Source organism: Kineococcus rubinsiae (assembly GCF_011839805.1).
GTDB classification, from domain to species: Bacteria; Actinomycetota; Actinomycetes; order Actinomycetales; family Kineococcaceae; genus Kineococcus; species Kineococcus rubinsiae.
The window spans coordinates 1-26,675 of record NZ_VWPY01000019.1; the positions used below are offsets into that span (position 1 = coordinate 1).

Here is a 26,675-nt window from a genome sequence, read left to right on the forward strand (position 1 = left end):
GGCTTCGGCGGCGGCGCGGGCGGCGGCCTCGGCGCGGGCCTGCCGCTCGGCCTCGATGCCGGCCTGGCGCTGCACCTCGAGGTCCACCGACGTCTGGCGCAGCGCCGCGAGCCGGGAGACCAGCTCGCCGGTGCGCGCGCTGGTCGAGGCGACGAGCGCGTCGGCCGCGGCGGCCGCGTCCGCGGCACGGCGGCGGGCGGCGGCCATGGCGTCGGTCGCGCGCTGCTGCTGGGCCTGGGCGGTCGCGGCGCTCTCGGCGCTCGTGTGCGCCCAGATGCGGGCGGCGTCCATGCGCTGGGCGAGGTCGTCGCGCTGCGCGCCGAGCAGGTCCATCGTGGCCGAGCGGTCGATCAGCTCCTGCGGGCCGTCGGCGGCGAGCACGGCGGCGAGCGGACCGACGCCCGCGGAGTTCCCGCGGTAGCGCTGCGCGGCGAGCCGGCCCAGCTCGCGGCGCGCGTCGGCGAAGTCGCCCTGCGCCTTCGCGGCGGTCGCGGCGGCCGCGGTCGCCTCGTCGGTGCGCTGGGAGAGCAGCGCCTGCGCCTCGTCGTAGTCCTCCGCCGCGACCGAGAGCGCGGTCCGGCTCGCCTCGAGGTCGGCCTGCTGCCCGGCGAGCTGCACCTGCAGCGCCGCGACCTGCCCCGCGACGCCCTCGGCGGCGGCCTTGGCGGCGTCGACGTCGCCCTGGCTCGGGTAGGCGGGGTCCGCGGTCGCCGGGGCCGCTGCGACGCCGAGGACGGCGGGCACGGCGAGGCCGGCGGCGAGGAGCAGGAAGGAGCGACGACGCGTCTCACTCTGCGTAGTCGGCTGATGCACAGAGCGCAGGCTAACCGCTCATCCGGGTCACGTCACCCCCGTCCCCGTGGTCCCACCGCTCACACCGCCTCCACATCCCGGTCACCCGACGCACCTGCCGGGGTAGCGTGGCTCTCAACCAGGTGCCGGGTCGCGGCGCCCCGGCGGGGTGGAGGAGCGCGGGTGGCGGCGGGTCTGATGCAGATCGGTGAGGTCTCCGAACGCGTCGGCTACAGCCTGCGCACCATCCGCTACTACGACGAGATGGGCCTGGTCACCCCGTCCGCGCGCACCCCCGGGGGCTTCCGCCTCTACACCGAGATGGACGTCTACCGGCTGCTCGTCCTCAAGCGCATGAAGCCGCTCGACTTCTCCCTCGACGAGATGCGCGACCTGCTCGCGACGCTCGACGCGCTGGACGGCCGGCTCCCCTCGTCCACGCCCCGCGCCGAGCTGTTCGACCAGCTGGACGGCTTCCGCGCCGCCGCGGACGCGCGCGTGGAGAAGCTCCGCCAGCGCCTGGCCATGGCCGAGGAGTTCGCCCAGCAGCTGCGCGACGAGGCGGCCGGGCGCACCGACGGCTCCTCGCCCGCACCGGAGCCCCCGGTGCGGACGACCTCCGCCTGACGCGCGCCCCGCGCCCGGCCCTCAGCCCGCGAAGGGCAGGACCGGCAGGCCCTTCACGCCGGGGACGTACCGGAACAGCGACCCGGCGGCCGGGTCCTCGTCGCTGGGCAGGTTCTCCCGCGAGGTCGTGATGAAGAGCTCGCCGAGGTCGTCGCCGCCGAAGGCGCAGGCCGTGACCTGGCGAGCGCCGACGTCGACGACCAGGTCGAGCGTGCCGTCGGGGGCGTAGCGGCGGACGGCGGAGCCGCCGAACAGCGCGACCCACACCCCGCCCTCGGCGTCGACGGTGAGGCCGTCGGGGCGGTTCTGCTCCGCGTCCTGGACCTCGGCGAAGACGCGGCGGTGGGTCAGCCCGTCCTCGCGCTCGTAGTCGAAGACGTCGGTGCGGCCCGTGCCCGTGTCGTTGTAGTAGGCCAGCCGGCCGTCGGGGCTGAAGCCGAAGCCGTTGGAGACCGTCACGTCCTGCAGCACGGTCGAGACCGTGAGGTCGGTGTCGAGGCGGTAGAACGCACCGGCGCCCGGCTCGCCGCCCTTGATCGACCCGCAGTAGAAGCGGCCGTCGGGGTCGCAGCCGCCCTCGTTCATGCGCAGCGGCGGGTCCGCGGCGAAGACGTCGGGCAGGCGCTCGAGCTCGCCGTCCGGCCCCTCGAGGACGAAGCCCCGCTCGACCGCGACGATCGCGCCGCCGCCGGTGCGCGGGCGCACGACGGCCGCGACCTCGCCGTAGGTGCGGCGGCTGACGCTGCCGTCGGCGGCCAGGCTCACGACGTCGCCCGCGAGCATGTCGACGAAGCGCAGGCCCCCCCACGAGTCTGACCAGCAGGGGCCCTCGCCGTGGTAGACGATCCGGTCGGTGATCCGCTCTGCGCTGGGCACGGCAGGAGGTTACCGGCGGGGCCCGCCCGCAGCGCGGCGGTGCCTGCCGGCGCGCTGCGGCGGCCTAGAGCGCGGCGGTGGCGAGGTAGGCGAGCTCCGGGCGCCCCGAGCCGCCGTAGCGGGGTTCGCGCCGCGCGCGCCCCGCCGAGGCCAGGTGCTCGAGGTAGCGGCGGGCGCTGACCCGCGACAGCCCGGTCGCCGTCGCGGCCTCGGCGGCCGAGAGCCCCTGCGCGGCGGGCGCTGCCCGCAGCGCCTCCACGACGAGGCCGAGCATCTGCGGCGTCACCCCGCGCGGCGGCGTCGAGGACGTGCGCAGCTGGCCGAGGGCGGCGTCGATCGCCTGCTGGTCCAGCGCCCCGCCGTCGGAGCGCTCCGCGACCCGGGCGACCTCGTCGCGGAAGCGGGCGTAGGCGCGCAGCCGGTCCTCCAGCGCCGCCGCCGGGAACGGCTTGAGCAGGTACTGCACGACCCCCATCGACAGGGCCTGCCGCACGACGGCCTGGTCGCGCGCCGCGGTGACGGCGATGACGTCGGCGGGCACGGCCGCGGCCCGCAGCGCGCGCAGCACCTGCAGGCCGTCGACGTCGGGCAGCGTCATGTCGAGCAGCACGAGGTCGACGCCGCCCATCCCGACGGCCGCGAGCGCCTCGCGCCCGGAGTTCACGGCCGCGACGACCTCGAAGCCGCTGATCCCGCCGACGTAGCGGGCGTGCGCCGCGGCGACGACCGGGTCGTCCTCCACGACGAGCACCCGCACCGGGCCCGCGCTCACCCCCGCACCGGGGCAGGCCCTGAGGCGGGCACCGGCACCGGCAGGACCACGACGACGGTCCCGCCGCCGTCGTCGACCGTGACGGGCTCGACGACCTCGACGCGGCCGCCGTGGCGGCGCACCACCTGCCCGACGAGCGCGAGGCCGAGCCCGCGGCCGTGGGCGCCGTCCTGCGTGAGCACCTGCTCCTTGCGCGACCAGCCGCGGCGCATGGCCTGGCGGAGGCCCTCGGCGGGGAACCCCGGCCCGGAGTCGGTCACGCGCACCTCGACGGGGCCCGCGGCCGCGGAGATCTCCACGCGCACCCAGCGGGGCTCCTCCCCGCCGAGGGCCGCCTCGACGGCGTTGTCCAGGAGGTTGCCGAGGACGGTGACGAGGTCGCGGGCGGGCAGCAGGCCGGCGGCCAGCGACGTGCCCGGCTCCACCTCGAGCTCGACCCCGCGCTCGGCGGCCTGCGCGGACTTGCCGATGAGCAGGGCGGCGACGGCCGGGTCCGCGACGTCGGCGACGACGAGGTCGGTGAGCTGCTGGGCCTCGGTGAGCTCGGCCGTCGCGAACCGGACGGCCTCGTCGGCGCGGCCCTGCTCGACGAGGGTGACCACGACGTGCAGCCGGTTCGCGGCCTCGTGGGCCTGCGAGCGCAGGGCGTCGGCGAGGCCGCGGACCGCGTCGAGGTCGCGGGTCAGGGCCTGCAGCTCGGTGTGGTCGCGCAGGGTCAGGACGGTGCCGACGCGGCGGCCCTCCCAGTGCGCGGTCGTGTGGTTGACCAGCAGCACCCGGTCGTCGGTGACCTGCAGGTCGTCGGCGACCTCCTCCCCCGCCTCGACCAGGCGCCGCACGGCCGGCGGGAGCACGACGCCGTCCTCCCCCGCCGGCAGCAGGCGCCGCGCCTCGTCGTTGACGACCTGCACGCGCCCCGCGGGGTCGAGCACGACGAGGCCCTCGCGCAGGGAGTGCAGGACGGCGTCGTTGACCTCCCACGCGCGCGTGAGGTCGGCGGGTTCCATGCCGTGGGTGCGGCGGCGCACCCAGCGCGAGAGGGCGAGGCTGCCGAGCACCGACAGCAGCAGGGCCAGCGCGACCGCCCCGAGCAGGACGGGCAGCTGGGCGGTGAGCTCCCGCGTCACCGACCGGGTGGTGATGCCCACGGCGACCGCGCCGACGACGGGACCGCTCGTCGCGGACGTGCCGGCCGCGCGCACGGGCACGACGGCGCGCACCGAGGGGCCGAGGGTGCCCGTGTAGGTCTCCACGACGCGCCCGCCGGCCAGCGCGGCCTCGGCGTGGCCGATGAACGTGCGCCCGATCTCCGCGGGGTCGGGGTGCGACCAGCGGGTGCGGGAGGTGTCCATGACGGTGACGAAGTCGGTGCCCGTGGTGGTGCGGACCTCCTCGGCGTGGCCCGCGACGACGGCCCGGGCGCCGGGCGGGGCGTCCCGCGCCGTCAGCGCCTCGCGCACGTCGGGCGAGCCGGCCACCGAGAGGGCGACGTCGGTGACGACGGTGGTCGCGTCGGCGCGGGTGTCGGTGCGCACGTGCCAGACGACGGCGCCGGCCGACGCGAGCACCACGAGGGTCACGACGGCGAGCTGCAGCGCGAAGATCCGGCCGGCCAGCGTCCACCGCCGGCGCCGGCCGTGAACGAAAGGTGCAGAAGCTCGCCGTGGCCTCGACGCTGTGAGCACGATCACCTCCACCGTTCCCCCCAGGAGGGTCCCATGAGCAGAGACGCTCACCAGACGGTCGCGCAGCCCAAGCGCGACCGCACGCACGTCCTCTACATCGCCGTGATCGTGGCCGTGGTCCTCGGCATCGCCGTCGGGCTCGTCTTCCCCGACGTCGGCAAGGCCCTGAAGCCGCTCGGGACGGGCTTCGTCGACCTCGTCCGGATGATGATCTCGCCGATCATCTTCTGCACCATCGTGCTCGGCATCGGCTCCGTGCGGAAGGCGGCCTCGGTCGGGAAGGTGGGCGGCACGGCGCTGCTCTACTTCGTCGTGATGTCGACGTTCGCGCTGGCGATCGGCCTGGTCATCGGCAACCTCCTGCCCGTCACCGACCTGCAGCTCACCGATGCCGTGCGCGGCGCCGGGAGCAAGCTCGCCGAGGAGCCGACCAGCACCACGGAGTTCCTCCTCGGGATCATCCCGACCTCGCTGCCCTCCGCCCTCACCGACGGCTCGGTGCTGGAGACCCTGTTCGTCGCGCTCCTGGTGGGCTTCGCGATCCAGGGCCTCGGGACGGCCGGCGAGGGTGCGCTCAAGGCCGTCGAGGTCATCCAGAAGATCGTGTTCAAGGTGCTCGCGATGGTCATGTGGGTCGCGCCGATCGGGGCCTTCGGCGCCATCGCCGCGGTCGTCGGGGAGACGGGCGTCGACGCCCTCAAGGCGCTCGGCACGGTGATGCTCGGGTTCTACGCGACCTGCGCGGTGTTCATCTTCGTGGTGCTGGGCGTGATGCTGAAGGTCGTCACGAAGGTCTCGATCTTCTCGCTGCTGCGCTACGTGGCCCGGGAGATCCTGCTCATCGTCTCCACGTCGAGCTCCGAGACCGCGCTGCCGCGGCTCATCGCGAAGATGGAGCACCTGGGCGTCAGCCGCTCCACCGTCGGGATCGTCGTGCCGACGGGGTACTCCTTCAACCTCGACGGGACCGCGATCTACCTGACGATGGCGTCGCTGTTCATCGCGAACTCCCTCGGCGACCCGCTGTCGGTCTCCGAGCAGATCTCGCTGCTGGTGTTCATGGTCATCGCGTCCAAGGGCGCGGCCGGCGTCTCCGGCGCCGGGCTGGCCACGCTGGCCGGTGGCCTCGCGTCGCACAAGCCCGCCCTCCTGGACGGGGTCGGGCTCATCGTGGGCATCGACCGGTTCATGTCCGAGGCCCGCGCGGTGACGAACTTCATCGGCAACTCGGTCGGCACCCTGGTCATCGGGACGTGGACGCACCAGATCGACCGGGCCCGGATGGAGCTCGTGCTCTCCGGCGGGGCGCCGTTCGACGAGCGCACCATGGACCCGAGCGTGAGCCGGGTCGACGCGCGCACCGAGGAGCGGGCCTCGGCGACGACCCTGTGAGGCGCTGATCCGCCGCGATGAGACCCCCTGCGTGACAGCCCGATCACGCAGCGGAGTAGTTGCGGCGGATCCGCCCGATGGGGGTGCCCGGGGGGTGATCGGCTGCGTACGCTCCGGCGGACCGGTCACCCATCCGAGGAGAGTGCGATGACGCCCCCCGCGACCACCACCCGCGCCCCCGGCGCGAGCGGTCCCGTCGTCCACGACGGCTCCCCCGTCGCCGCGCAGGCGGCGCGGCTGCTGCAGCTCGCCCAGCGCACCGCGGACGAGGCCGTCGCCGAGGCGCGCTCGGAGGCGGCGCTCGTGCTCGCCCGGGCCGGGGAGCGCGCCGCGGCGCTGGAGGCGGAGGCCGGGCGCCGGGCCCAGGCCGTGGAGCAGGCCGCCCGCGACGAGCGTGACCGGCTGCAGGCCGAGATCGACCTCCTGGAGTCCTCCCGCGCGCAGGTCCGCACGCACGTGCAGCAGCTCACCGCGCTGCTCACCGACGTCCTGGACCGCACGGACCCCGCCGCTCCCGCCGCCCCGACCGGGGCCGCCCCGACCGGGGCCGCCGCGCAGGAGCACGAGCAGACCGTCGAGCAGGCACCCCAGCAGGAAGAGGCCCCCGTGTCGATCTACGAGCAGCTCGGCCGCGAGCACGGCATCGCGAAGGCCGTCCAGCACTTCTACGAGCGCGTCGTCGCCGACCCCCAGCTCGCCCCGTACTTCACGGGCACCGACATGACGACGCTGCGGCGGCACCAGACGGCCCTGCTCGTGCAGGTCACCGGCGGCCCGGTGCAGTACGAGGGCCGCGACCTGGCGAAGGCGCACGCCGGGCTCGGCATCACCTCCGAGCACTTCGACCGCGTGGTGGGCCACCTCGCGGGCACCCTGACCGACCTGGGCGTGCCGGCGGACGTCGTCGGGACCGTGGGCGGCGCCCTGGCGGCCCACCGCGACGAGATCGTCGAGCAGCCCGTCGCGGGCTGAGCGCCGGACCGCCACCAGCAGCAGAGGAAGAGGAAGAGCGTGGACATCCCCAGGATGCGGGCGAACTTCGCCCGCTCCGCCGCGGCCGGTGACGAGGCCCCGCTGTTCTTCTACTCCCACCTGTTCCTGAGCCACCCCGAGACGCGGGCCCTCTTCCCGGTCTCGATGGTCCACCAGCGCGACCGCCTGTTCCGGGCCCTCGGGCAGGTCGTCGACCTCGTGGACGACCTGGACTCGCTGGTCCCCGTGCTGCAGGCGCTGGGGCGCGACCACCGCAAGTTCGGCACCGTCGCGGAGCACTACCCCGCGGTCGGCGCGAGCCTGCTGGTCACGCTGGAGCACTTCGACGAGGACTGGGACGCCGAGCTCGCCGCGGACTGGACGGCGGCCTACGGCCTCGTCGCCCAGGTGATGGTCGAGGCGGCGCAGGAGGACTCCGCGGCCCCGGCCTGGTGGGACGCCGACGTCCTGTCCGTCGAGCGCCGCACCCTGGACCTCGCCGTCCTGCAGGTGCGCCCGCGCACGCCGCTGCCCCACCTGGCGGGTCAGGCCGTCTCGGTGGAGACCGCGCTGCGGCCGCGGCTGTGGCGCTACTACGCCCCGGCCAACGCCCCGCGCCCGGACGGCACCCTCGAGCTGCACGTGCAGGCCCACGACGGCGGCCCGGTCAGCTCCGCCCTCGCCCGCCAGGTGGTCGCGGGCGACGTGCTGCACCTGGGCCCGGCCGTCGGCACCTGCACCCTGCCCGCGGACTCCGACCGCGACCTGCTGCTGGTGGCCGGCGGCGTCGGCCTGGCCCCGCTGAAGGCCCTGCTGGACCAGGTGGCCCGCGAGGGGCCGGAGCGCCGGGTGGACCTCGTCCTCGGCGCCCGCACCGGGCGCGAGCTCTACGACCTGCCCGCCCTGCGCGAGGCGGAGCAGAAGCACCCCTGGCTGACCGTGACGCCCGTGGTCTCCGACGACGAGCTCGCCACCGGCGTCGAGCACGGCGAGCTGACCGACGTCCTGCGGGCCCGCGGGCCCTGGACGAGCCGGGAGGCGTTCGTGGCCGGTCCGGAGCCGCTGGTGCACGACGTCGCCGCGGCGCTCACCGCCCACGGCCTGCCGCCGGCCCGCGTGCGCACGCAGGCCTTCACCCCCAGCCGACAGAGTCCCACCGTCGAAGGAGAGGTTTCCGCATGAGCGGCGACGAGCAGCCGGAGAGCCCCGCGGAGTGGAGGCTCACGCCGTCCGTCGTGCAGGACGTCCGCTTCAACCGCGCGACCCGGATGCACCCCGGGTACGCGGACTCCGAGGTCGACACCTTCCTCGCGCGCATCCAGACGGAGCTGCAGCGGCTGGTGGCCGAGAAGGCCGAGCTGCGCGAGCAGGTCCACGCCCTGCGCTGGGCGGCCGACGAGCGCGCGCGGCAGGAGCGCGAGGCCCGCGAGGCGGCGGACGCCGAAGGGGTGGGCGCCGAGGGAGTGGTCGACGCGACGCCGCCGCCCCCGGCGCGCGACGAGGTGACCGTCCAGGCCGTGCACATCCTGGCCGCGGCCCAGCAGACGGCGGACCAGTACGTCGCCGAGGCCGAGGACTTCAGCCGGCGCCTCGCCCAGGAGGCGCGCGAGCACCACGAGAAGGTGGTGCAGGAGGCGCGCGCCGAGGCGGACACCGTCCTGCGCCAGGCGGCCGCCCTGGCCGCCGTCGCCCGCGAGGCGACGCCCGTCCCGGAGCGCGACACGAAGGAACTGCAGGAGGAGGTGGCCTACCTCAAGGCGTTCGGGCAGGCCTGCCGGACCCAGCTGCGCTCCTACCTCGAGGCCCTGCTGGACGACGTGGAGCACGAGTGGGGCCGCGCCGACCCGCACGCCGTGACCCCCCGCGCGCCGCGCCCGCCCGCGACGGTGGACCTCACCGCGGTGGAGGGACCGGCGGCGCAGCGCCCGACGGCGGGCGCCTCGCCGGACGGCGCGGGCGCTTCGCCGGACGGGGCGGGCGCCACGGCGGTCAACGGCAGCACGGTCGTCGACGTGCGCTGAGCGGGCCCCGCCCCCTCAGCGCGCGCCGAGCGCCAGCGTCTCCGCGAACAGCGGGGCGATCTGCTCGAACTCCAGCAGGAACCCGTCGTGGCCGTAGGGCGAGCGCACCGTGCGCAGGCCCCCCACGGTCGAGCCCGCGGCCTCGGCGATGCGCCGGGAGTCCGCGAGCGGGTAGAGCCGGTCGGAGTCGACGCCCGCGACGACGAGCGGGACGGTCGTCGCGGCGAGAGCCGCCTCGGTGCCGCCGCGCCCGAGGCCGACGTCCCACGTGTTCATGGCGTCGGTCAGCGTGACGTAGCTGCCCGCGTCGAAGCGGTGCACGAGCTTCTCGGCGTGGTGGTCGAGGTAGGACTGCACGGCGAAGCGGCCGGGCCCGTCCGGCGACCAGGGGTCCTCGCCGAGCTGGGCCGCGCGGCCGAAGCGGGCGTCGAGCTCCTCGGCCGTGCGGTAGGTCAGGTGCGCGAGGCGCCGGGCGAGCCCGAGCCCCGCGTGCGGGCCCGCGCCGTCGGGGAGGTCGTGGTAGTCCCCGCCGTTCCAGCCCGGGTCGGACAGCACGGCCGTGATCTGCGCGGACTGCGCGCCGATCTGGTCGGCCGTGGACGCCGCGCAGGTGGCCAGCACGAGCGCCGCGCCGACCCGGTCGGGCTGCGCCGCAGCCCACTCCAGCGACCGCATGCCGCCCATCGACCCGCCGAGGACGGCGGCGAAGCGCCGCACGCCCAGCTGGTCGGCCAGGCGCGCCTCGGCGGCCACCTGGTCGGCGACCGTGAGGCGCGGGAACGCCGAGCCCCACGGGCGGCCCGTCCCGGGCCGGCGCGCGGCCGGCCCGGTGCTGCCCTGGCAGCCGCCGAGGACGTTGGCGGCCACGACGAACCAGCGGTCGGTGTCCAAGGCGCGCCCCGGGCCGACGAGCGTCTGCCACCAGCCCGGCGTGGGGTGCCCCTCGCCGGCGGGGCCGGTGACGTGGGCGTCGCCCGTGAGGGCGTGCTCGACGAGGACGGCGTTGGAGCCGTCCGCGGCGAGCGTGCCCCACGTCTGGTACGCCAACCGCACCTGCGGGAGCGTCCCGCCGAGCTGCAGCCGCAGGTCGCCGACGTCGGCGAAGCGCCGCTCGCCCACCGGGTCACCCTCGCGCCACGCGCCCGTCGCGGGCGGTGCGGGCCGGTGGAACCGGGCCCTCACCTGCGCGTCCTCCACGTCGACGACCACCGCTCCTCCAGACCCCGGACCCTGAACCGCAGGAACCAGTGTCACCCCTGCGCAGCGGCCGCGAAGCCCTGGTCCAGGTCGGCGAGGATGTCCTCGATGCCCTCGATGCCCACCGCGAGGCGCACCAGGCCCGGCGTCACGCCGGAGGCGATCTGCTCCTCCGGGTTCAGCTGGCTGTGCGTGGTGGACGCCGGGTGGATGACGAGCGAGCGGACGTCGCCGATGTTCGCGACGTGGCTGTGCAGGACGAGCGCGTCGACGAACTTCTTGCCCGCGGGCAGGCCGCCCGCGATCTCGAAGGCCAGGACCGCACCGGTGCCGTGGGGGGCGTACTTCTTCGCGACGGCGTGCCACGGGGAGCTGGACAGGCCCGCGTAGTTCACGGACAGGACGTCCTCGCGGGCGTCCAGCCACTCGGCGACGCGCTGGGCGTTGGCGACGTGGCGCTCCATCCGCAGCGACAGCGTCTCGATGCCCTGCGCGAGCAGGAAGGCGTTGAAGGGCGCGATGGCCGGGCCGAGGTCGCGCAGCAGCTGCACGCGGGCCTTGGTCAGGTAGGCGGCCGGGCCGACCGCGTCGGTGTAGACGACGCCGTGGTAGCTCGCGTCGGGCGTCGTCAGGCCCGGGAAGCGGTCCGCGTGCGCGGCCCAGTCGAAGTTGCCCGAGTCGACGATGGCCCCGCCGATCGCGGTGCCGTGTCCGCCCAGGTACTTGGTCGCGGAGTGCACCACGATGTCCGCGCCGTGCTCGAAGGGCCGGATGAGGAAGGGCGTCGCGATGGTGTTGTCCACGACGAGCGGGACGCCGGCCGCGTGGGCGACGTCGGCGATGGGCTCGAAGTCGAGGACGTCGCCCGCGGGGTTGGAGATCGTCTCGGCGTAGAACAGCTTCGTGTTGTCCGCCACGGCCGCCCGCCACGACTCCGGGTCGTCCGGGTCGGTGACGAAGGTGGTCGTGATGCCGAGCTTCGGCAGCGTGTGGTGCAGCAGGTTGTAGGTGCCGCCGTACAGCCGCGGGCTGGCGACGACGTGGTCGCCGGCCTGCGCGATGTTGAGGATGGCGAGGGTCTCGGCCGCCTGGCCGCTGGCCACGAGCAGGGCCCCGATGCCGCCCTCGAGCGCGGCGATGCGCTCCTCGACGGTGCTCTGCGTGGGGTTCATGATCCGCGTGTAGATGTTGCCCGGCTCGGCCAGCCCGAAGAGGGCGGCCGCGTGGTCGGTGTCGCGGAACGTGTAGCTGGTCGTCTGGTAGATCGGCAGGGCGCGGGCGCTCGTCGCCGGGTCCGGGGCCTGGCCGGCGTGGACCTGCTTGGTGGCGAAGCTCCACGTCGTCGGGTCGTGCACGGTGCTGGGGTCGTGGACGGTCGACTCGGGGGCAGGGCTGTTCTCGGTCACGGGGTCCTCTTCGGGGGCTGGGTCGGGTGTCGGGGGGCGGGGTCAGCGGCCCGGTCGACACCAGCAGTCGAAGAGGTAGGGACGGCGGGAGGGCCAGAACGGGTCGAGGACGACCGTTCGCACCGCCCCCAGCACAGGACCCGACATGCAGTGATGGTGCCCGCGCGCGCCCTCAGGGGGCAACTCGTTCCCCGAACGGCGCAGCGCCACGCCGGGGAAGATCCTTCGACGCGCCGACCAATCCACCGTGTGTGTCGGACCGAACACGGAGCGAAAGAGAGGCGCGTCTGGCAGTCTGGGCGCCAACAACTGTGCGCGACCGCGCGATCACCGTATGCCACTTGCCTTGAGTGCCCTCAGCCATTGGAGCGTCGATGGACGACCAGCACACCCCCTCCGACGGCGGATCCGCCCCCGTGCCCGGGACCACCGCGGGCGTCCGCGACGACGACGTCCAGGTCATCCGCTGGGACACGCCGGCCTGGGCCTCGCAGGGCCTGGAGGTGGAGGGCGGCTGGCTGCACTCCTACGAGGCGCGCGTCGTGCCCCTGGAGGGTGACGAGGGCGCCGAGCGCCCCTGCCCCGTCCGCCTGGAGAGCACCGACCTCGCCTACGCCGAGGGCGGCCAGACCGTCGTGCGGCGCTTCGGCCCCCGCGTCTTCATCGGCGACATCGCCCAGCTCTCCCTGCCCGAGGCGCAGCGCCTGGTCCTCGCGCTGACCGAGGTCATCCAGCGGGTCGAGCGCAGCTGACGCGGGGCGGGCACCATGGGGGCCCGTGCCCCCGCGTCCCGCCCGCCTCCTGACCCTCGCCGCCGGCGTGGTGTCGGTGCTCGTCTGCGCGGGCATCGGCACCGGCCGCTACCAGGCCGGCGAGGCGCACACCTATGACCTGGCGATCTTCAGCCAGTCCGCGCAGTCCTGGGCGCAGCTGCGCTGGCCGACGGCCGACGTGCTCGCCCCCGGCCGCCCCCTGCTCGGCGACCACTTCTCCCCCGCCACGGTGGTCTTCGGCCTGGCGTGGCGGCTGTGGGCCGACCCGCGCTCCCTGCTGCTGCTGCAGGCGCTCCTGCTCGGCCTCGGCACGGCCCTCGTCGCCCGCTGCGCCGCGCGCCACCTGCGCACCGTCCCGGCCGTCGCCGTCGCGGTCGGCGCGCTGCTGGCCCACGGCACGCTCGCCGCGGCCCGCTTCGACGTCCACGAGGTGGCCCTCGCCGTGCCGCTGCTCGCGCTGAGCGGGACCGCCCTGCTGGAGCGCCGCGACCGCGCCGCCGCCCTGTGGTCGCTGCCGCTGCTGCTGGTCAAGGAGGACATGGGCGCGACCGTCCTGGCGGTCGCGGCCGTGCTGTGGCTGCGCGGCGCGCGGCGCCTCGGGGTGCGCCTTGCCCTCGTCGCCGTCCTCGGGGTGGCCGTCGCGCTGGCGACCATGTGGGCCGTCGACCCCGACCACGACCTCAGCCGCGTCGGGTCCTTCTCCGACCCCGGCTCCGGCGTGCTGCCGCGCCTCGGGCTCGTCGCGGCCGTCGTCGCCGGCGGCGGACTGCTCTGGGTCGCCTCGCCGATCGCGCTGCTGGCCCTGCCGACCCTGGCCTGGCGCCTGGTCAGCTCCCAGCCCAGCTACTGGTCCTCGCAGTTCCACTACGACGCCGTGCTCGTGCCCGTCGCGGCCGTCGCGCTCGTCGACGTGCTGCGCCGGCACCCGCGGCGGCAGGCGCCGCTGGCCGTCCTCGCGGCCCTGGCGTGCGTCGCGACGACCGCGGTGGTGCTGGACGTGCGGACGCTGCCCTCGCCCCTGGCCGCCTCGACGTGGCGCCCCTCCCCCGTCGTCACCGACCTGCGGGCCGCGGCCCGGGCCGTGCCCGCGGGGGCCCCGCTCGCCGCCGACAACACCTCCGGCGCCTACCTCGTCACCGGCCACCGCGTCTCGACGTGGTCGCCCGACCAGACCGACGCCGAGCTCGGCCCCTGGGTCGTGCTCGACACCGCGCGCAGCTCCCTGTCGACCACGCCCGCGCAGAAGGCGGCCTGGATCGACGCCGCCGTCGCACGCGGCGGGGAGGTCGTCGCACGGGTGGGCGCCACCAGCGTGCTGCGCCTGCCCGTGGCAGGATCCCGGGCGACCCCGGCCGCGGAGGCGGGGTGAGGAACTCCGGAGGACGCATGAGCACGCAGACCGCCCGCACCGCCCAGGCCGTGCGCATCACCGCGCCCGGCGAGCTGGAGGTCGTCCAGGTCGACGTGGCCGCGCCCGCACCGGGCAACGTCCTCGTCGAGGTCGCCTGGTGCGGCATCTGCGGCTCCGACCGCGAGATCTTCGCCGGCACCCGCCCCGCGGAGTTCGTCCGCTACCCCGTCGTGCCCGGCCACGAGTGGTCCGGCACGGTCGTCGAGGTCGGCGAGGGCGTGCCCGCCGAGCTCGTGGGCCGCGGCACCGTGGGCCAGGGCATCCGGACCTCCTCGACCGCCCCCGCCTCCGTCGCGGGCGACACGGCCGCGTGGCCGCAGGAGTACGAGGAGACCGGGTTCACGCTGCCGGGCGGCTGGGCGCAGTACCTGGAGCTGCCCTCGCGCTACCTGCACCTGCTGCCCGAGGGCGCCGACCTGCGCTCCGCCGCCGGCATCGAGCCCGCCGCGTGCGTGGCCGAGGCCGTCCTGCTCGCCGAGATCACGGTCGGCAGCCGGGTCGCCGTCATCGGGGCCGGCGCGCTGGGCCTGCTCGCCACCCAGCTGCTCAAGGGGGCCGGCGCCGAGGTGACGGTGCTGCACCACAACGGCTCCCGCGAGGAGCTCTCGCGCACCTGCGGCGCGGCGCACTACGCGCTGTCCGCGGACGCCGAGGCCGACGGCCTGCTCGGCACCTTCGACGCCGTGGTCGAAGCCGCGGGCGTGCCCGGCATCGCCCGGCTCGCGGTGCGCCTCGGCCGCCCCGGCGCGCGCGTCGTCCTCACGGGCATCCCCGCCAACGACGCGGACGACCTGTCCTCGCTCGAGCTCGTCTCGCGCCTGGTCCAGGTGAAGACGGTCTTCGGGGCGCCGACCCGCGCCTGGGCCTACGCCGTGCGCGCCTTCGCCCTCGGCATCCTGGACCCGTCCGTGATCGTGACCCACGAGTTCCCCCTCGCCGAGGCCGGCGCGGCCCTGGAGGAGCTCGGCAGGCGCTCCGGCGCGCTGAAGGTGCTGCTCAAGCCCTAGCGGGACGCGTGCGCGCGCCGGGCGCGCAGCCGCTGGACGAGGCCGACGACGCTGGAGGCCACCAGCCCGAGGACGAGGGCCACCGCGACCCCGGCCAGCGGCCGGTCGGAGACGCTGCGCCCCAGCAGGCCCAGCAGCGCGTAGGCCACCGTCCAGGTCAGGGCGGGCACCACGTCGGCGACGGCGAAGCGGCGCACGGGGTAGTCCACGGACGCCGCCGCGAGCATCACCGGGACGCGGGCGCCCGGCAGCAGCCGCGACGTGAGCAGGGTCCGGACGTCGTGGGTGACGAGGCGGCGGCCCAGCTCCTCGACGTGGGCGCTCGCGCGGCCCGCGAGCGCCCGGCGCTCGAGCAGGCGGGTCAGCCCGGACTCCGAGCGGTGCAGCAGCGCGTACAGGACGACGTCGCCCGCCCACGCGGCGGCGGCCGCGACCACGAGGACCGAGCCGAGGGCCTCGGGCGAGCGGTGGTGGGCCAGCGCCGCCATCGCGCTGACCGCGGCCCCCGTCGGCACCACGGGCAGGACGGCGCCGACGGTCACGGCCGCGAGCAGGACGGCGAGCGCCGCCAGCCAGGACCCCTCCGCCGCGGCGGCCGGGTCCAGCAGGTGTCCCAGCACGGGGCCACTCCACCACGGCACCGTCCCGGCGTGTCGCCGCGGTGCGGCATCCTGTCGGCGTGAGCGAACTCCTCGCCGAGGACCCCGGGCTGACCTGCGCGTTCTGCCGCTCGGGCGTCGACGTGGGGGTCGAGGAGCGCCTCGGCGTCAGCGTCGCGGTGTGCGCGGCCTGCGCGGCGCGCTTCGCGGGCGCGCGCACGAGCGCCCCGCCGCCCCCGCCGCGCGAGCGCGTGGACGACCCGGCGCTGCCCCCCACGATCGGCCAGGGCGTCACGGCGGTCGCGCAGCACGTCGCGCGCATGGCCGAGCGCCTCGCGGCCCGGCCCTACCGCGACGACACCTGCGGGCGCTGCGACGCCGACGTCGAGGTCTACCGCGACCCGGCCGGCGCCGACGTCGTCCTCGCGCCCCAGAAGGTGCTGGCCGACGTGCTGCCGCTGGGGGACCGCTGGCGCGTCGACGAGGGCCGGGCCGTGCTGCTCACCGAGGACGACCCGGACCAGGTGGGCGCGCGGCTGCTGCACGAGCTGGTGTGCGCCGCCGGGCCCGCTCCGCTGAACGCGCGGCTGCGGCAGGTCTGGAAGGACAACACGACCATCGCCTGAGGCTGCGCCGGCGAGATCCCGGCCCTGCCGGACAGGGAGGGGCGACGGGGCGGACGCGGCGGTGGGGGCGGCATGCAGGACGAGGACTTCAGCGCGCTGTACGCCGGCACCTCCGGCGACGTGTGGCGCTTCGCGCGCCGGCGCACCGCGTCGTCGGCCGAGGCGGACGACGTCACGGCCGAGACCTACGCCGTCGCGTGGCGGCGCCGGGCCGACGTGCCCCCCGAGGCCCCGCGGCTGTGGCTGTTCGGCGTGGCCCGCAACGTCCTGGCCAACCACCGCCGGGAGCTGTCGCGGCGGCGCGGCCTGCAGGTGCGGGTGGCGACCCTGCACCCGACGCCCGACGTCTGCGACGCCCCCACCGGCGAGCCGGCCGGGTCCGCGGTCTGGCCGGCGCTCGCCGCGCTCGGTGCGGAGGACCGCGACCTGCTGCTGATGCGCGCGTGGGACGGGCTGCCGGTCGCCGACATCGCCGTCGTGCTGGGCGTGCGGGCGGCGACGGTCTCCTCTCGGCTGCACAGGGCGCGCGGGCGGCTGGCGCGCGAACTCGCCCGGCGAGATCCCGACGCCGCCGGACACGTGAGGGACGGACACCACGACCTGAGGAGCAGCTGGTGAGCGACGTAAGAGAACCGTGGGAGGCCGAGCTCGAGAGCCTCGACCCCACGCTGCACGACGCTCCGCCGGCCCTGGGGTCCACCCGTTCCCACGCGATCCTGGAGGCAGCGATGCACGACACCACGACCCCCACCACGACCCCGGCCCGGCCCGCGGACCGGCGGCAGCTCCGCCGGCACCGGCGCGGCACCTGGGCGGCGGTCCTCGTGGGCGCCGCAGCGGCGGGGGCCGTCGCCGTCGCCGTGCTCCCGGGCACCGGACCGGGGCCGACCCCCGCCGTCGTCGCCGTTCCCGCTGCCCCGCAGCAGCTCTCGGACATCGTGTTGACGGCCGCACAGCGCACCGCGGGCGTGACGAGCCTGCGGGCCGCGCTCACCGCCACCGGCGAGGGGTACCGCGACGAGGCCACCGGTGAGTTCGCCGGTGCGGACTCGGTCGTGCGCGAGACCGTGCCCGGGGGCGGCACCCTGACGACCACGGTCGTCGGGGGCACGATCTACACCACGGGCGCGGACGGCCGCACGACCGCGGAACCCGAGCGGCCCGCCGACACCATGGCGCCCTTCGCCGAGGCGGCCGGCGCACTGGTGGGGGCGGCCGTCGACGGCGGCCGCGCACAGGAGGTCGGCACGGAGGTGGTCCGCGGGGCCTCCGCCGTGCACTACCGGGTCACGCTCGACGACGCGTCCCGCTCCGCGCTGGCGGCCCTGGGCGCCTCCCGGCTCGCCTGGTTCGACCTGGAGGAACCGCAGCTGGCGACCGCGGTCGACGTCTGGGTCGGCGACGGCCTGGTGCGCCGCATCGACGTCGCGGCCTCCGGGACGACCACCCGGACTGAGTTCTTCGACCTCGGCGCCGACGTCACCGTCACCGCACCGGCGCTCGACTGAGGCGCGCCCGGCTCCCCCGCCGGCCCGGGCCCTCCGCCCGGCGCCGGCGCGGCGCGCAGGCGGGGTTCCGCCCCCCGCACGACACCGGGAGTTCACCTCTCCCGGCTGGCGGGACCGTGGCGGCAGTGCTGGCATGGGTCCGGGACGTCCAGGGGCGCGGCTCCCCGCTGCTACCGCGGAGCCGCACCGTGACCACCACCTCCGACCGCACCGACGAGCTCACCGCCGTCCGCGCCCACGTCGACGCCCACGCCGGCGAGCTGATCGAGCACCTGACGGGCTGGGCGCGCATCCGGTCGGTGTCCGCCGACCCGGACAACGCCCCGGACATGGTCCGCTCGGCGCACTGGCTCGCGGCCGTGCTGCGGGACACCGGGTTCCCCGAGGTCGAGGTCTGGCGCACCGAGGGAGCGCCCGCGGTGTTCGCCCGCTGGCACGAGGCGCCCGGCGCGCCCACCGTCCTCGTCTACAGCCACCACGACGTCCGGCCGGCCAAGGACGACCACTGGGAGCAGACCCCGCCCTTCGAGCCCGCGCTGCGCGACGGGCGGCTGTGGGGCCGCGGGACGTCCGACGCCAAGGGGCAGGTGCTCGCCCACGTGTGGGCCGTGCGCGCCCACCTCGCCGCGACCGGCCGGACGGCCCCCGCCGTGAACCTGACCGTCCTCGTCGAGGGCGAGGAGGAGGCCAGCTCCACCCACCTCGCCGACCTGCTGGACACCCACCACGAGCAGCTGCGCGCCGACCTGGTCGTGCTGTCGGACACCATGACGTGGGCGTCCTCGGCGCCCGCGGTCTGCACGGGGGTGCGCGGGTCCGTGAGCGCGCAGCTGCGCGTGCTGGGCCCGATGCGCGACGTGCACTCCGGGGCCGTGTCGGGGCCCGCGCCCAACCCCGTCCTGGAGCTCGCGCGCCTGCTCGGGCAGCTGCACGACGCCGACGGCCGCATCACCCTGCCGGGGTTCTACGACGACGTGGAGGAGGCGGGCCCGCAGGAGCGCGAGGGCCTGGCGGAACTGCCCTACGACGAGGCGGACTGGCTGGAGCGCAGCAGCACCCGCTCGGTGGGCGGGGAGCGCGGCTACAGCGTTCCGGAGCGGCTTTACGTCCGGCCGGCGCTGGAGGTCACCACCCTGCTGGCCGGTGACCCGGTCGGGCCGTCGGAGGGCGCGATCCCCGCGGTGGCGATGGCCGACATCAGCATCCGCACCGTGCCGCGCCAGACCGTGCGCGGGGTCGCCGACCAGGTGCGCCGGTGGGTGGCGGAGACCATCAGCGACCGCTTCGCCTACGACCTGCAGATCTCGCCGGAGAAGGGCCAGGAGCCCTACGTCACGCCCGAGGACCTCCCGGCGCTCGGCGTCCTGCGGGAGGCGATGGAGGAGGGCTTCGACCGCCCGGTCGGCCGGATGCGCAACGCGGGCGGCTCCCCCGCCAGCCTGCTCGTCTCCTCGGTCGGCGCTCCCCTGGTGTTCTTCGGGACGGGCCTGCCGGAGGACAACTGGCACGACAGCGACGAGTGCGTCCAGGTCGACGTGCTGCTGTCCGGGGTCGTCACGCTGGCCCGGCTCTGGTCCCGCCTGGCGCAGGCGTGAGCGGCACCCCGCTCCCCGGGCCCGTCGGGGCGACCCTCGGGGTCGAGGAGGAGTACCACCTCGTCGACCGCGCGACGCTGGCGCTGCGCGACGACCCCCGGCTGAACGCCGAGGCGCTCGCCGGCCGGCTCGGCCCGCGGATCTCCGCCGAGATCGGCACCACCCAGATCGAGATCGGGACGGCGGTCTGCCGCACGCTGGCCGAGGTGCGCGCCGACCTCGCCTCGGCGCGCGCCGAGGCGTGGGCCGCGGTGGAACCGTTCGGGGTCCTGCCGCTGCCGGCCTCGACGCACCCCTGGGCCGGCTGGGAGGACCAGCGCGTGACCCCGCGCCCGCGCTACCTCGACCTCGTGCAGCGCTGGGGCCTGCTCGCCCTGCAGCAGGTCATCTGCGGGTGCCACGTCCACGTCGGGGTCCCCTCCCTCGACGTCGCCGTCGCCGTGCTGGACCGGGTGCGCCCGTACCTGCCGGTGCTGCTGGCCATGACGGGCAGCTCCCCCTTCCACGAGGGCACCGACACCGGGTACGACAGCTACCGGACGCAGTGGTTCGCCCGCTGGCCCATCACCGGTGCGCCGGAGCAGCTCGGGGACGCGCAGGGGTTCCGCGACGTCGTGGAGTCGCTGCGCGTGGCGGGGGTCGTCGACGACGCCTCGCACCTCTACTGGGACGCCCGGCCCTCCCTGCGCTACCCCACGCTGGAGTTCCGCGTCGCCGACGTCTGCCCGCGGCTGGACGACGCCGTCCTGCACGCCGCGCTGTGCCGCTCCCTCACCCGGGTGCTGGCGCGGCGGGCGGAGGCGGGCACGCCGGTGCCGGCGCTGCGCCCCGAGACGCTGCGCGCGGCGCGCTGGCGGGCCGCCCGCCACGGCCTGTCCGACTCCCTCGTCGACCCCGGCACCGGAGCCCTCGTCCCCGCCCCCGCCGCCGTGCGCGGCCTGCTGGCGGAGCTGCGCGACGACCTCACCGACGCCGGGGAGTTCGACGAGGTCGCCGGCCTCGTCGAGCGCCTCCTCGCCGACGGCACGTCCGCCACCCGCCAGCGCGCGGCCCTGCACCGCAGCGGGGACCTCGCGGCCGCGACCCGCGCGGTGCTGCGCGACGCGGGCCCGCCCGACGCGGGGGCGCGCGTCCCGGCCGCGTGAGCCCCCGACCGCCACGCGGATCCCCCAGACCACGAGAACCGCTTCCCACCCCGAGGAGGGCACGTGCCCGGAACCTGGCTCACCGGAACCCCCGTGGACGGCCGGCCGCGCAGCGCGCGCGACGGCGGGCCCACCGCCGTGGCGCTCGCCGTCGACACCGGCGACCACGACGTCGACGGCTCGCTGCACGAGCTGCACCGGCTCGCCGAGACCGACGGCGTGCAGGTCGTGGCCGACGTGCGGCAGACGCGCGACCACCCCGACCCGGCCACCTACCTCGGCACCGGCAAGGTCTCCGACGTCGTCGCGGAGCTGGAGCGGACGGGCGCCGACCTCGTCATCGCCGACGACGAGCTGACCCCCGCCCAGGTCCGGACCCTCGAGAGCCGCACCGGGGTCCGCGTGGTCGACCGCACCGCGCTCGTCCTCGACATCTTCGCCCAGCACGCCCGCAGCAGCGAGGGCCGCACGCAGGTGGAGCTCGCCCAGATCGCCTACCAGCTGCCCCGCCTGCGCGGCAGCGCCCGCAACCTCTCCCGCGTCGGCGGCGGGCGGGTCGCAGGGGGGCAGGGCATCGGCGTCCGCGGGCCCGGTGAGACGCGGCTGGAGGCGGAGCGCCGCCGGTTGCGCCGGCGCGCCCGCGACCTGCGCCGCAAGGCCACCGACATCGCGCAGCGGCGCGAGCGGACCCGCGACCGGCGGGCCCGCAACGACGTGCCGGCGGTGGCCCTGACCGGTTACACCGACGTCGGCAAGTCCGCCCTGCTCAACCGCCTGGCGGGCGCCGACGTCGAGGTCCGCGCGGAGCTGTTCGCGACGCTCGACCCGACGGTGCGCCGGGTCGTCGTCGACGACGTCCTCTTCACCGTGACCGACACGGTCGGCTTCGTCCGCAACCTCCCGCACCAGCTCGTCGAGGCCTTCCGCTCCACGCTGGAGGAGGTCGTGCGCGCCGACCTCGCCCTGCACGTCGTCGACGCGGCCGCCCCGGACGCCTGCGACCGGGTGAGCACCGTGCGCGGGGTGCTGCGCGAGATCGGCGCCTCCGACGTCCCGGAGCTGCTGGTGCTGAACAAGATCGACGTGGCCCCGCCGGAGTGGGTGGACGCCCTGCAGCGCATCTACCCCGAGGCGCGGGCCGTGTCCGCGCTGACGGGCGAGGGGGTCGCGGAGCTGCGGGAGGAGCTGGCCCGCCGGGTCCGCCCGGCCTGACCCGGTCAGGACTCCGGGCGGCCCAGCTGCCGCTGCAGGGCGGCGACGTCGAGCAGGGACCAGACCTGGACGATGCGGTCGTCCCGGAACCGGTAGAAGACGTGCTCGGTGAAGACCACGCGCGACCCGGTGGGCTCGAACCCGTGGAAGGTCTCCACGGGCGTGCAGTCGAAGCGCAGGCGGGCGGCCACGTGATCGCCGGCGACGACGAGGTGCTGCACGTCGAAGGACAGGTCGGGGATCCGGCGCACGTCGTCCTCGAGGAGGGCGCGGTACCGCGCGGCGCTGAGCGACGCCTCGTTGTACGTGAGCTCGTCGGCGACGAACGCCGGCAGGTCCTCGAAGCGCCGGTCGTCCAGCGCGGCGAGGTAGTCCCGGTAGTGCCGCTCGAGGGCGCCGCCGTTCACCGCGCCTGCTCCGCCGGGCGGAAGAACGCGGTGATGTCGTCGGCCAGGAGCCCGGGCTCCTCGTGGGCGGCGAAGTGCCCCCCGCGGGGCATGGGCGTGTACCGCGTGAGGTGGTAGCGGCGCTGCACCCAGCTCCCCGGCGGCGGCGCGCCCAGGTCGGCGGGGAACAGCGCGAGGGCGGTCGGCACCTCCACGCGCTCCAGCGTCGACACGAGGCCGTGGCCCCGCTCGTAGTAGGGCCGGAACGAGGTGGAGATGGTGCCGGTGAACCAGTAGAGCGAGGCCTGGGTCAGGAGGTAGTCGTCGCTGAACCGGGACGAGACGTCACCGCCGCAGTCGCTCCAGGCGCGGTGCTTCTCCAGGATCCACGCGAGCAGACCGGACGGGGAGTCGCTCAGCCCCTGCGCCAGCGTCAGCGGGCGGGTGCTCTGCTGGTGCGCGTAGGCACCTTCCTCCGCCGCCCACGCCGACACGTCGTCCAGGAAGGCCCGCTCCTCGCCCGTCAGGTGGCCGTCGTCCTCGCGGGGCGTCGAGTCCGCGGCGAGCAGGTGGATGCCGACCACCGACTCGGGGTGGGCCTGCGCGAGCCGCCCGGTGATCCCGGCCCCGAGGTCGCTGCCGTGGGCGCCGTAGCGCTCGAACCCGAGCTCGTCGTGCATGAGGCGGTGCCACAGCTCGTGGGTCGGCAGCGCGCCGCCCGGGCCGGGGTGCCCGGCGGCGGAGAGGGGGAAGCCGGGCAGCGACGGCACCACGACCGTGAAGGCGTCCTCCGCCCGCCCGCCGTACCGCGACGGCGTGGACAGCCGCCGGGCGAGCTTGACCAGCTCGCAGGCGGTGCTGGGCCAGCCGTTGGTCAGCACGAGCGGCAGGGCCCCCTCGCGCTCGGCGTCGAAGCGCAGGTGGTTCACGCGCGTCCCGTCGAGGTCGGCGGAGCGGGACGGCAGCGCGTTGATCTCGCGCTCGTGCCGGCGCCAGTCGTAGCCGTCGGCCCAGAGCGCGACCAGGCGCCGCAGCTCGGCGCCGTCGGTGCCGGCCTGCCACGGCTCGACCGACCACGGCTCGACGGGCCACGACGCCGCCCACCTCGTCGCCCGCAGTCGGGCCCTCAGGTCCTCGAGGTCGCCGTCGGGGACGGCGAGCAGGGGGCGGTGGTCGGGGGTCGCGGCATTCGTCGTTGTCGACACCGCTGAAACCTAGAGCTGGTGTCGCCGACCGTCAACACCTGCTTCGACGTAAGCTGGTGTCGTGGTGCGCACCGCAGGAGACCTGGACCTCGTCGAGCAGTTCCTCAACACCCTCGACGAGCGGACGTTCAGCCGGCACGGGGAGCAGCACGTCGCGGCGGACGAGCTGACCTCCCCCGGCGCCCTCGCGACGTGGCTGACCGCGCACGAGCTCGCGACCGCGGACGCGCCCCTGCGGGCGGGCGACCTGGACACCGCGCTGGCCCTGCGCGCCGCGCTGCGGGACGCCGCCGGCGGCGCCGGTCCCGGGGCACCCCTCCCGGACGGCGTCCGCCTGCGGCTGGTCGCCGATCCCGCCGGCGGGCTGCGCCTGGCCGCCGACAGCGGCGTGCCGGGTCTGGACGTCCTCGTCGAGACGGTGGCCGCGCACGTGGCCGGCGGCGGCTGGAGCCGCCTGAAGCTGTGCGCGGCGGCCGACTGCCGCTGGGCCTTCCACGACACCTCGCGCAGCGGCGGCGGGCGCTGGTGCTCCATGGAGGTCTGCGGCAACCGCCACAAGACGCGCACCTACCGCCGGCGGCGGGCGGACTGACCCCGGCCTCGGGCGTCTCCACCCCGGACGCACGAAGGCCCCTGGTCTCGTCCGGGGACGAGACCAGGGGCCTGGGTGAGCCACCTCCGGGATTCGAACCCGGGACCTACGCATTACGAGATTGACCGTCCGCAGTCTCGGCAGGTGTCAGTAAATGTCGGGCAGTGCCACGTTAGGGGACGTCGTCGCAGGTCAGGGGCCTGTGTGCAGGGTTTTGACACTCCCTGAAACCCGCCGACATGCACTCACATGGAGTGACACGTGCAAGATCGTTCCCACCACTGGCAACCACGCTGGCACCGTCGGCCGTTGACGTAGGGGTGGCCAGGAGCCGGGTGGTCGCCGGTGCCACCCGGGGTCTTCCCCACCCCGAGCAGCACCGACGGCCAAGGCACAGCAGACCATCCGCCACTGACACGACCCGGTCAGCTGTCGTACCCAGGGGGCAAGATGGCGATGTGCCCGACGCTCCCAACCCCCGCCGCGGGCAGCGGCCACAAGCACCTATTCGCCCCGGTCGACATCGGCCGGGCCCACCTCGAGCTGCGCCGGCTGATGAACGTGCAGAGGCTGCGGGCGCCGTGCGTGCCGTGCGGGGTGGTCCTTGACCTGACTGCCGCCAAGCCCGCCGAACGGCCCGTGAGGCGGGCCGCAGGCCCGTCTGTACCCGTCGCGGTACAGTCCGTGGCCCGAAGTGAACCAGCCGAACATAGGTGGGGGCGACGTGTGGCTTGTCTCGGCAACCGCTGCGCCCGCCGCTGAGTTCTCTACCGGGCAAGCCTTGGCCGCCTTGCTCGCGGCCGAGTCGTTCCTGTTAGCGACGGTCAGTCTCACGGTGACGCTCGCCACGCCCGGGCGGCGCCGTCCCGCACGCCTGCCCCTCGGCGCCTTCCCCTTCGCCATGACCGCGGCCATCGTGGTTGCCGTCGCGGCAGTCGGGGCAGGCACCGCCTGGGCAGTCATCTTCGGCGGGGAAACGTTCAGGCCACTGCCAGAAGTGATCATCGCGACCTGCCTCTTGGTGGCGATCCTCGCGCAGCCCCTGCTCGCACTGGGTCTCGCCCTGGCTCTCCGGTCAGATCGCGACGACGACTGATGGCGTTCCGCATACCGGTCGAACTACAAGAGGTGGCGAAGGCGTTCGACCTCAAGAGGTGGACGAAACCCAAGAGCTTCCCGCGGGACGCATACTACGAGACGATCGACGACTTCCGAGCAGCCCTCAAGCGGTTTGATCCAGATGATGAGGTCAACAAGAAGCACCTGGCCACGATGTTGGCCGCGACGATCGCTACAGAGGGTGCGCTCGAGACACACGCACTGGCCACTTCGATGGAAATCGGCAACGCCGAGAAGTGGACGCAGGTATGCACCGCAGCCGCCTGGGTGATCATGCAAGCTTACGAGACCGCCGTCACGAAGGGAGAGTGGCCGAAGTGAAGCGTACTAGCCCTTCGACGGTTGTCACGAAGGAAGAGTTGGACGATGCAGCGCACGATCTGATTGAGCTTGCAAAGGCCCGAGGCATGGAGCTTCGTCGCCTCCCCGGTCGTCGAGTCTTCACAAGCTCACCGAACACTCCTTCTATCGATGAGTTGCTGAGGGATAACCTTCGCACCGCCCTCGAGGACGAGGTGATAGCTGCCAACCCAACTGCGGACGGAGAGATCGACGGCAACGAACTCGACCATGAGCTGATCAAGAAGGCCTTGATCGGCCTTCGCTTGTCAGCACTCCGTTCGGTCGCACGCGAGCGGGACCTCCTGGTCTCAGGCAACAGCGAGCAAGTCGCCTCGCGGATCGCGCAGGAACTTGGTTGGGACGCTGACGCGATTGCTCGACTTGTGCTCGCTCACGAAGAAGAGCCCACAGCTGAACGGGGGCACATCTCGCGAATCTTCCCCACACAAGAGACCGTCGATACTGCCCTAGCGGGGGAGCTGCTGGAGCTCGTCTCAGGACGCTATGTCCGCGTCGGCGTCGCTCGTTGGTTCGTGTTCGAAGAGTTGGCGTTTGATCCCGCCCGCCTCGAAGTTTCCGGAACGTTCCGCTCCTACCGGGCGACGGTCGACGACGTGCGAGGGGAGGCCACCCTGACACCGGTCCCCAGCCGGCAGTCGGCGCAGGTGGTTGCCGATACGGGGGCGGCGGCCATGGAGGTGCGCGGCCCGGGACTGCAGGCTGCCCGGGCCGCCGCAGGGGCTGTCCAACTCGTCACAGGCACGGACCTGCGCGGCTATGTGCCACGTGCCGAGCTTGCGGCTGAGGTTGGTAACGGTTTGCACCCTGCTTCCGACTTCATACTGGACCTAGTCTCAACGCGATTCGATCAGGTTGGCCTGTTTGACCGGAACATTACTGTCGCGCGGTTTCGAGTCGCGGAAGGCGAGCCTGAGGAGGATTCGACCTTCTCTCGTCCAGCCCTCAGAGCTGTCCGTTTCGAGGGCATACACCTGCTTGACTCGATCGCCGCCTGTCGGCTCTTGGCTCACGAGCGTCGACCGCTCGTTGAGATTGCCTTGCAGGTGTCGTACAAGTCGAACGAGGATGGTCAGCTAGTTCGGCTTCCTGTGAAAATTGGGGTCGAGACTGATCACGTCCTCATAGCCACTGGCTACGGAAGCGATCCGCAACTATCGCTTGACGCACACAGAGCGCTTGTGAACGCGGTCAAGGCAGAGATCGCAGAGGGCGTCGCCGACGACGACGCGCTCGCGATACTGGTCGCTCGAATCGGCGCCCGCGCTGACGAGATCGATGATCCCGAAACCGCGACCATGCTGACTGACTGAACGAAACCTCTTGAGCTGGACATCCACGGCGAGCTGAACCAGCGGTTGACGCGAGCATGCACTCAGCCACTGGTTCAGCGGTCC

At 74.8% G+C, this 26,675-nt stretch carries 26 protein-coding genes and 1 pseudogene; 18 read left to right on the top strand and 9 right to left on the bottom strand.

Going from position 1 to position 26,675, the window contains the following annotated elements:
• Positions 1–813 (bottom strand): annotated as a pseudogene (locus tag F1544_RS11165) (hypothetical protein); the annotation flags it as partial.
• 177 nt (positions 814–990) lie between these two features.
• Between F1544_RS11165 and F1544_RS11170 the strand changes: the two are divergent.
• Positions 991–1,419 (top strand): MerR family transcriptional regulator, encoded by a 429-nt coding sequence (locus tag F1544_RS11170; protein ID WP_167585358.1) that lies wholly within the window; start codon positions 991–993, stop codon positions 1,417–1,419.
• A gap of 21 nt (positions 1,420–1,440) precedes the next feature.
• Here F1544_RS11170 and F1544_RS11175 read toward each other — a convergent pair whose 3' ends face one another.
• The 3 genes from F1544_RS11175 to F1544_RS11185 all read right to left on the bottom strand — a co-directional run bounded on the left by F1544_RS11175 (position 1,441) and on the right by F1544_RS11185 (position 4,752).
• Positions 1,441–2,295, bottom strand: a complete 855-nt coding sequence (locus tag F1544_RS11175) for an SMP-30/gluconolactonase/LRE family protein (protein WP_167585267.1) — start codon at positions 2,293–2,295, stop codon at positions 1,441–1,443.
• A gap of 64 nt (positions 2,296–2,359) precedes the next feature.
• Positions 2,360–3,067 carry a response regulator gene (locus F1544_RS11180; protein WP_167585269.1) on the bottom strand — a complete coding sequence of 236 codons (708 nt, stop codon included), beginning with the start codon at positions 3,065–3,067 and terminating at the stop codon, positions 2,360–2,362.
• The gene (locus F1544_RS11185; protein WP_167585271.1) at positions 3,064–4,752 is read right to left on the bottom strand and encodes a sensor histidine kinase; all 1,689 of its coding nucleotides are present in this window, start codon (positions 4,750–4,752) and stop codon (positions 3,064–3,066) included. The genes F1544_RS11180 and F1544_RS11185 overlap by 4 nt, the downstream gene beginning before the upstream one ends.
• Positions 4,753–4,785: 33 nt before the next feature.
• On the opposite strand from F1544_RS11185, the gene F1544_RS11190 reads away from it, so the two are divergent.
• The 4 genes from F1544_RS11190 (at position 4,786) to F1544_RS11205 (ending at position 9,137) form a co-directional block, all read left to right on the top strand.
• Positions 4,786–6,144: a cation:dicarboxylate symporter family transporter gene (locus F1544_RS11190; protein WP_167585272.1), complete on the top strand. Its 1,359-nt coding sequence runs from the start codon at positions 4,786–4,788 to the stop codon at positions 6,142–6,144.
• Between the two features lie 147 nt (positions 6,145–6,291).
• Positions 6,292–7,116: a globin domain-containing protein gene (locus F1544_RS23485; protein WP_208971697.1), complete on the top strand. Its 825-nt coding sequence runs from the start codon at positions 6,292–6,294 to the stop codon at positions 7,114–7,116.
• A gap of 39 nt (positions 7,117–7,155) precedes the next feature.
• Positions 7,156–8,298 (top strand): globin domain-containing protein, encoded by a 1,143-nt coding sequence (locus tag F1544_RS11200; protein WP_167585273.1) that lies wholly within the window; start codon positions 7,156–7,158, stop codon positions 8,296–8,298.
• Entirely contained in the window at positions 8,295–9,137 is an 843-nt protein-coding gene (locus F1544_RS11205) for a DivIVA domain-containing protein (protein ID WP_167585274.1), read from the top strand. Before F1544_RS11200 ends, F1544_RS11205 begins: the two co-directional genes overlap by 4 nt.
• A gap of 15 nt (positions 9,138–9,152) precedes the next feature.
• Here the strand turns inward: F1544_RS11205 and metX are convergent, their stop codons facing one another.
• Both metX and F1544_RS11215 read right to left on the bottom strand, forming a co-directional pair.
• On the bottom strand, positions 9,153–10,346 hold the full coding sequence (metX, locus tag F1544_RS11210) for a homoserine O-acetyltransferase MetX (RefSeq protein ID WP_308470009.1): 1,194 nt from the start codon (positions 10,344–10,346) through the stop codon (positions 9,153–9,155).
• A gap of 41 nt (positions 10,347–10,387) precedes the next feature.
• Entirely contained in the window at positions 10,388–11,689 is a 1,302-nt protein-coding gene (locus F1544_RS11215; RefSeq protein WP_167585364.1) for a bifunctional o-acetylhomoserine/o-acetylserine sulfhydrylase, read from the bottom strand.
• A 425-nt stretch (positions 11,690–12,114) separates the two neighbouring features.
• Here F1544_RS11215 and F1544_RS11220 point away from each other — a divergent pair, with 425 nt between their 5' ends.
• Genes F1544_RS11220 through F1544_RS11230 form a run of 3 tightly spaced genes read left to right on the top strand, consistent with a single transcriptional unit; the run spans position 12,115 to position 14,931 of the window.
• Positions 12,115–12,492: a hypothetical protein gene (locus F1544_RS11220; protein WP_167585275.1), complete on the top strand. Its 378-nt coding sequence runs from the start codon at positions 12,115–12,117 to the stop codon at positions 12,490–12,492.
• 25 nt (positions 12,493–12,517) lie between these two features.
• Complete coding sequence (locus tag F1544_RS11225; RefSeq protein WP_167585276.1) at positions 12,518–13,882, top strand: DUF2079 domain-containing protein; 1,365 nt, start codon at positions 12,518–12,520, stop codon at positions 13,880–13,882.
• Between the two features lie 17 nt (positions 13,883–13,899).
• Positions 13,900–14,931, top strand: a complete 1,032-nt coding sequence (locus tag F1544_RS11230; RefSeq protein ID WP_167585277.1) for a zinc-dependent alcohol dehydrogenase — start codon at positions 13,900–13,902, stop codon at positions 14,929–14,931.
• Here F1544_RS11230 and F1544_RS11235 read toward each other — a convergent pair.
• On the bottom strand, positions 14,928–15,551 hold the full coding sequence (locus F1544_RS11235; protein WP_167585279.1) for a DedA family protein: 624 nt from the start codon (positions 15,549–15,551) through the stop codon (positions 14,928–14,930). The genes F1544_RS11230 and F1544_RS11235 overlap by 4 nt on opposite strands.
• Before the next feature lie 59 nt (positions 15,552–15,610).
• Between F1544_RS11235 and F1544_RS26320 the strand changes: the two genes are divergently transcribed.
• The 6 genes from F1544_RS26320 (at position 15,611) to hflX (ending at position 21,616) form a co-directional block, all read left to right on the top strand.
• Positions 15,611–16,156: a DUF6083 domain-containing protein gene (locus F1544_RS26320; protein ID WP_167585281.1), complete on the top strand. Its 546-nt coding sequence runs from the start codon at positions 15,611–15,613 to the stop codon at positions 16,154–16,156.
• Between the two features lie 72 nt (positions 16,157–16,228).
• Positions 16,229–16,774, top strand: a complete 546-nt coding sequence (locus F1544_RS11245) for an RNA polymerase sigma factor (protein ID WP_167585283.1) — start codon at positions 16,229–16,231, stop codon at positions 16,772–16,774.
• Entirely contained in the window at positions 16,771–17,664 is an 894-nt protein-coding gene (locus F1544_RS11250) for a hypothetical protein (RefSeq protein ID WP_167585285.1), read from the top strand. The genes F1544_RS11245 and F1544_RS11250 overlap by 4 nt, the downstream gene beginning before the upstream one ends.
• A gap of 188 nt (positions 17,665–17,852) precedes the next feature.
• The gene (locus tag F1544_RS11255) at positions 17,853–19,259 is read left to right on the top strand and encodes a M20/M25/M40 family metallo-hydrolase (protein ID WP_208971698.1); all 1,407 of its coding nucleotides are present in this window, start codon (positions 17,853–17,855) and stop codon (positions 19,257–19,259) included.
• Positions 19,256–20,404 carry a carboxylate-amine ligase gene (locus F1544_RS11260; RefSeq protein ID WP_167585287.1) on the top strand — a complete coding sequence of 383 codons (1,149 nt, stop codon included), beginning with the start codon at positions 19,256–19,258 and terminating at the stop codon, positions 20,402–20,404. The genes F1544_RS11255 and F1544_RS11260 overlap by 4 nt, the downstream gene beginning before the upstream one ends.
• A gap of 63 nt (positions 20,405–20,467) precedes the next feature.
• Positions 20,468–21,616 (top strand): GTPase HflX, encoded by a 1,149-nt coding sequence (hflX, locus tag F1544_RS11265; protein WP_167585289.1) that lies wholly within the window; start codon positions 20,468–20,470, stop codon positions 21,614–21,616.
• 5 nt (positions 21,617–21,621) lie between these two features.
• Here hflX and F1544_RS11270 read toward each other — a convergent pair whose 3' ends face one another.
• Positions 21,622–22,023, bottom strand: coding sequence for an ester cyclase (locus F1544_RS11270; RefSeq protein ID WP_167585291.1), 402 nt, complete (start codon positions 22,021–22,023; stop codon positions 21,622–21,624).
• Positions 22,020–23,207 (bottom strand): epoxide hydrolase family protein, encoded by a 1,188-nt coding sequence (locus F1544_RS11275; RefSeq protein WP_308470011.1) that lies wholly within the window; start codon positions 23,205–23,207, stop codon positions 22,020–22,022. The genes F1544_RS11270 and F1544_RS11275 overlap by 4 nt, the downstream gene beginning before the upstream one ends.
• Before the next feature lie 61 nt (positions 23,208–23,268).
• On the opposite strand from F1544_RS11275, the gene F1544_RS11280 reads away from it, so the two are divergent.
• From F1544_RS11280 to F1544_RS11295, 4 genes are all read left to right on the top strand, one after another.
• Positions 23,269–23,799 (top strand): CGNR zinc finger domain-containing protein, encoded by a 531-nt coding sequence (locus F1544_RS11280; RefSeq protein ID WP_308470012.1) that lies wholly within the window; start codon positions 23,269–23,271, stop codon positions 23,797–23,799.
• 694 nt (positions 23,800–24,493) lie between these two features.
• Positions 24,494–24,895, top strand: a complete 402-nt coding sequence (locus F1544_RS11285; RefSeq protein ID WP_167585293.1) for a hypothetical protein — start codon at positions 24,494–24,496, stop codon at positions 24,893–24,895.
• A complete protein-coding gene (locus tag F1544_RS11290) occupies positions 24,895–25,239 on the top strand; it encodes a hypothetical protein (protein ID WP_167585295.1) in 345 nt (114 codons plus the stop codon). The genes F1544_RS11285 and F1544_RS11290 overlap by 1 nt, the downstream gene beginning before the upstream one ends.
• Positions 25,227–26,591: a hypothetical protein gene (locus F1544_RS11295; RefSeq protein ID WP_167585297.1), complete on the top strand. Its 1,365-nt coding sequence runs from the start codon at positions 25,227–25,229 to the stop codon at positions 26,589–26,591. Before F1544_RS11290 ends, F1544_RS11295 begins: the two co-directional genes overlap by 13 nt.
• The last annotated feature ends 84 nt before the right edge of the window (positions 26,592–26,675 follow it).

Bases quoted from the DNA above. Each gene is read 5' to 3' on its own strand.
- F1544_RS11220 (WP_167585275.1), top strand. From the start codon at position 12,115: ATGGACGACCAGCACACCCCCTCCGACGGCGGATCCGCCCCCGTGCCC.
- F1544_RS11290 (WP_167585295.1), top strand. From the start codon at position 24,895: ATGGCGTTCCGCATACCGGTCGAACTACAAGAGGTGGCGAAGGCGTTC.
- F1544_RS11170 (WP_167585358.1), top strand. From the start codon at position 991: ATGCAGATCGGTGAGGTCTCCGAACGCGTCGGCTACAGCCTGCGCACC.
- F1544_RS23485 (WP_208971697.1), top strand. From the start codon at position 6,292: ATGACGCCCCCCGCGACCACCACCCGCGCCCCCGGCGCGAGCGGTCCC.
- F1544_RS11230 (WP_167585277.1), top strand. From the start codon at position 13,900: ATGAGCACGCAGACCGCCCGCACCGCCCAGGCCGTGCGCATCACCGCG.
- F1544_RS11190 (WP_167585272.1), top strand. From the start codon at position 4,786: ATGAGCAGAGACGCTCACCAGACGGTCGCGCAGCCCAAGCGCGACCGC.
- F1544_RS11245 (WP_167585283.1), top strand. From the start codon at position 16,229: ATGCAGGACGAGGACTTCAGCGCGCTGTACGCCGGCACCTCCGGCGAC.
- F1544_RS11205 (WP_167585274.1), top strand. From the start codon at position 8,295: ATGAGCGGCGACGAGCAGCCGGAGAGCCCCGCGGAGTGGAGGCTCACG.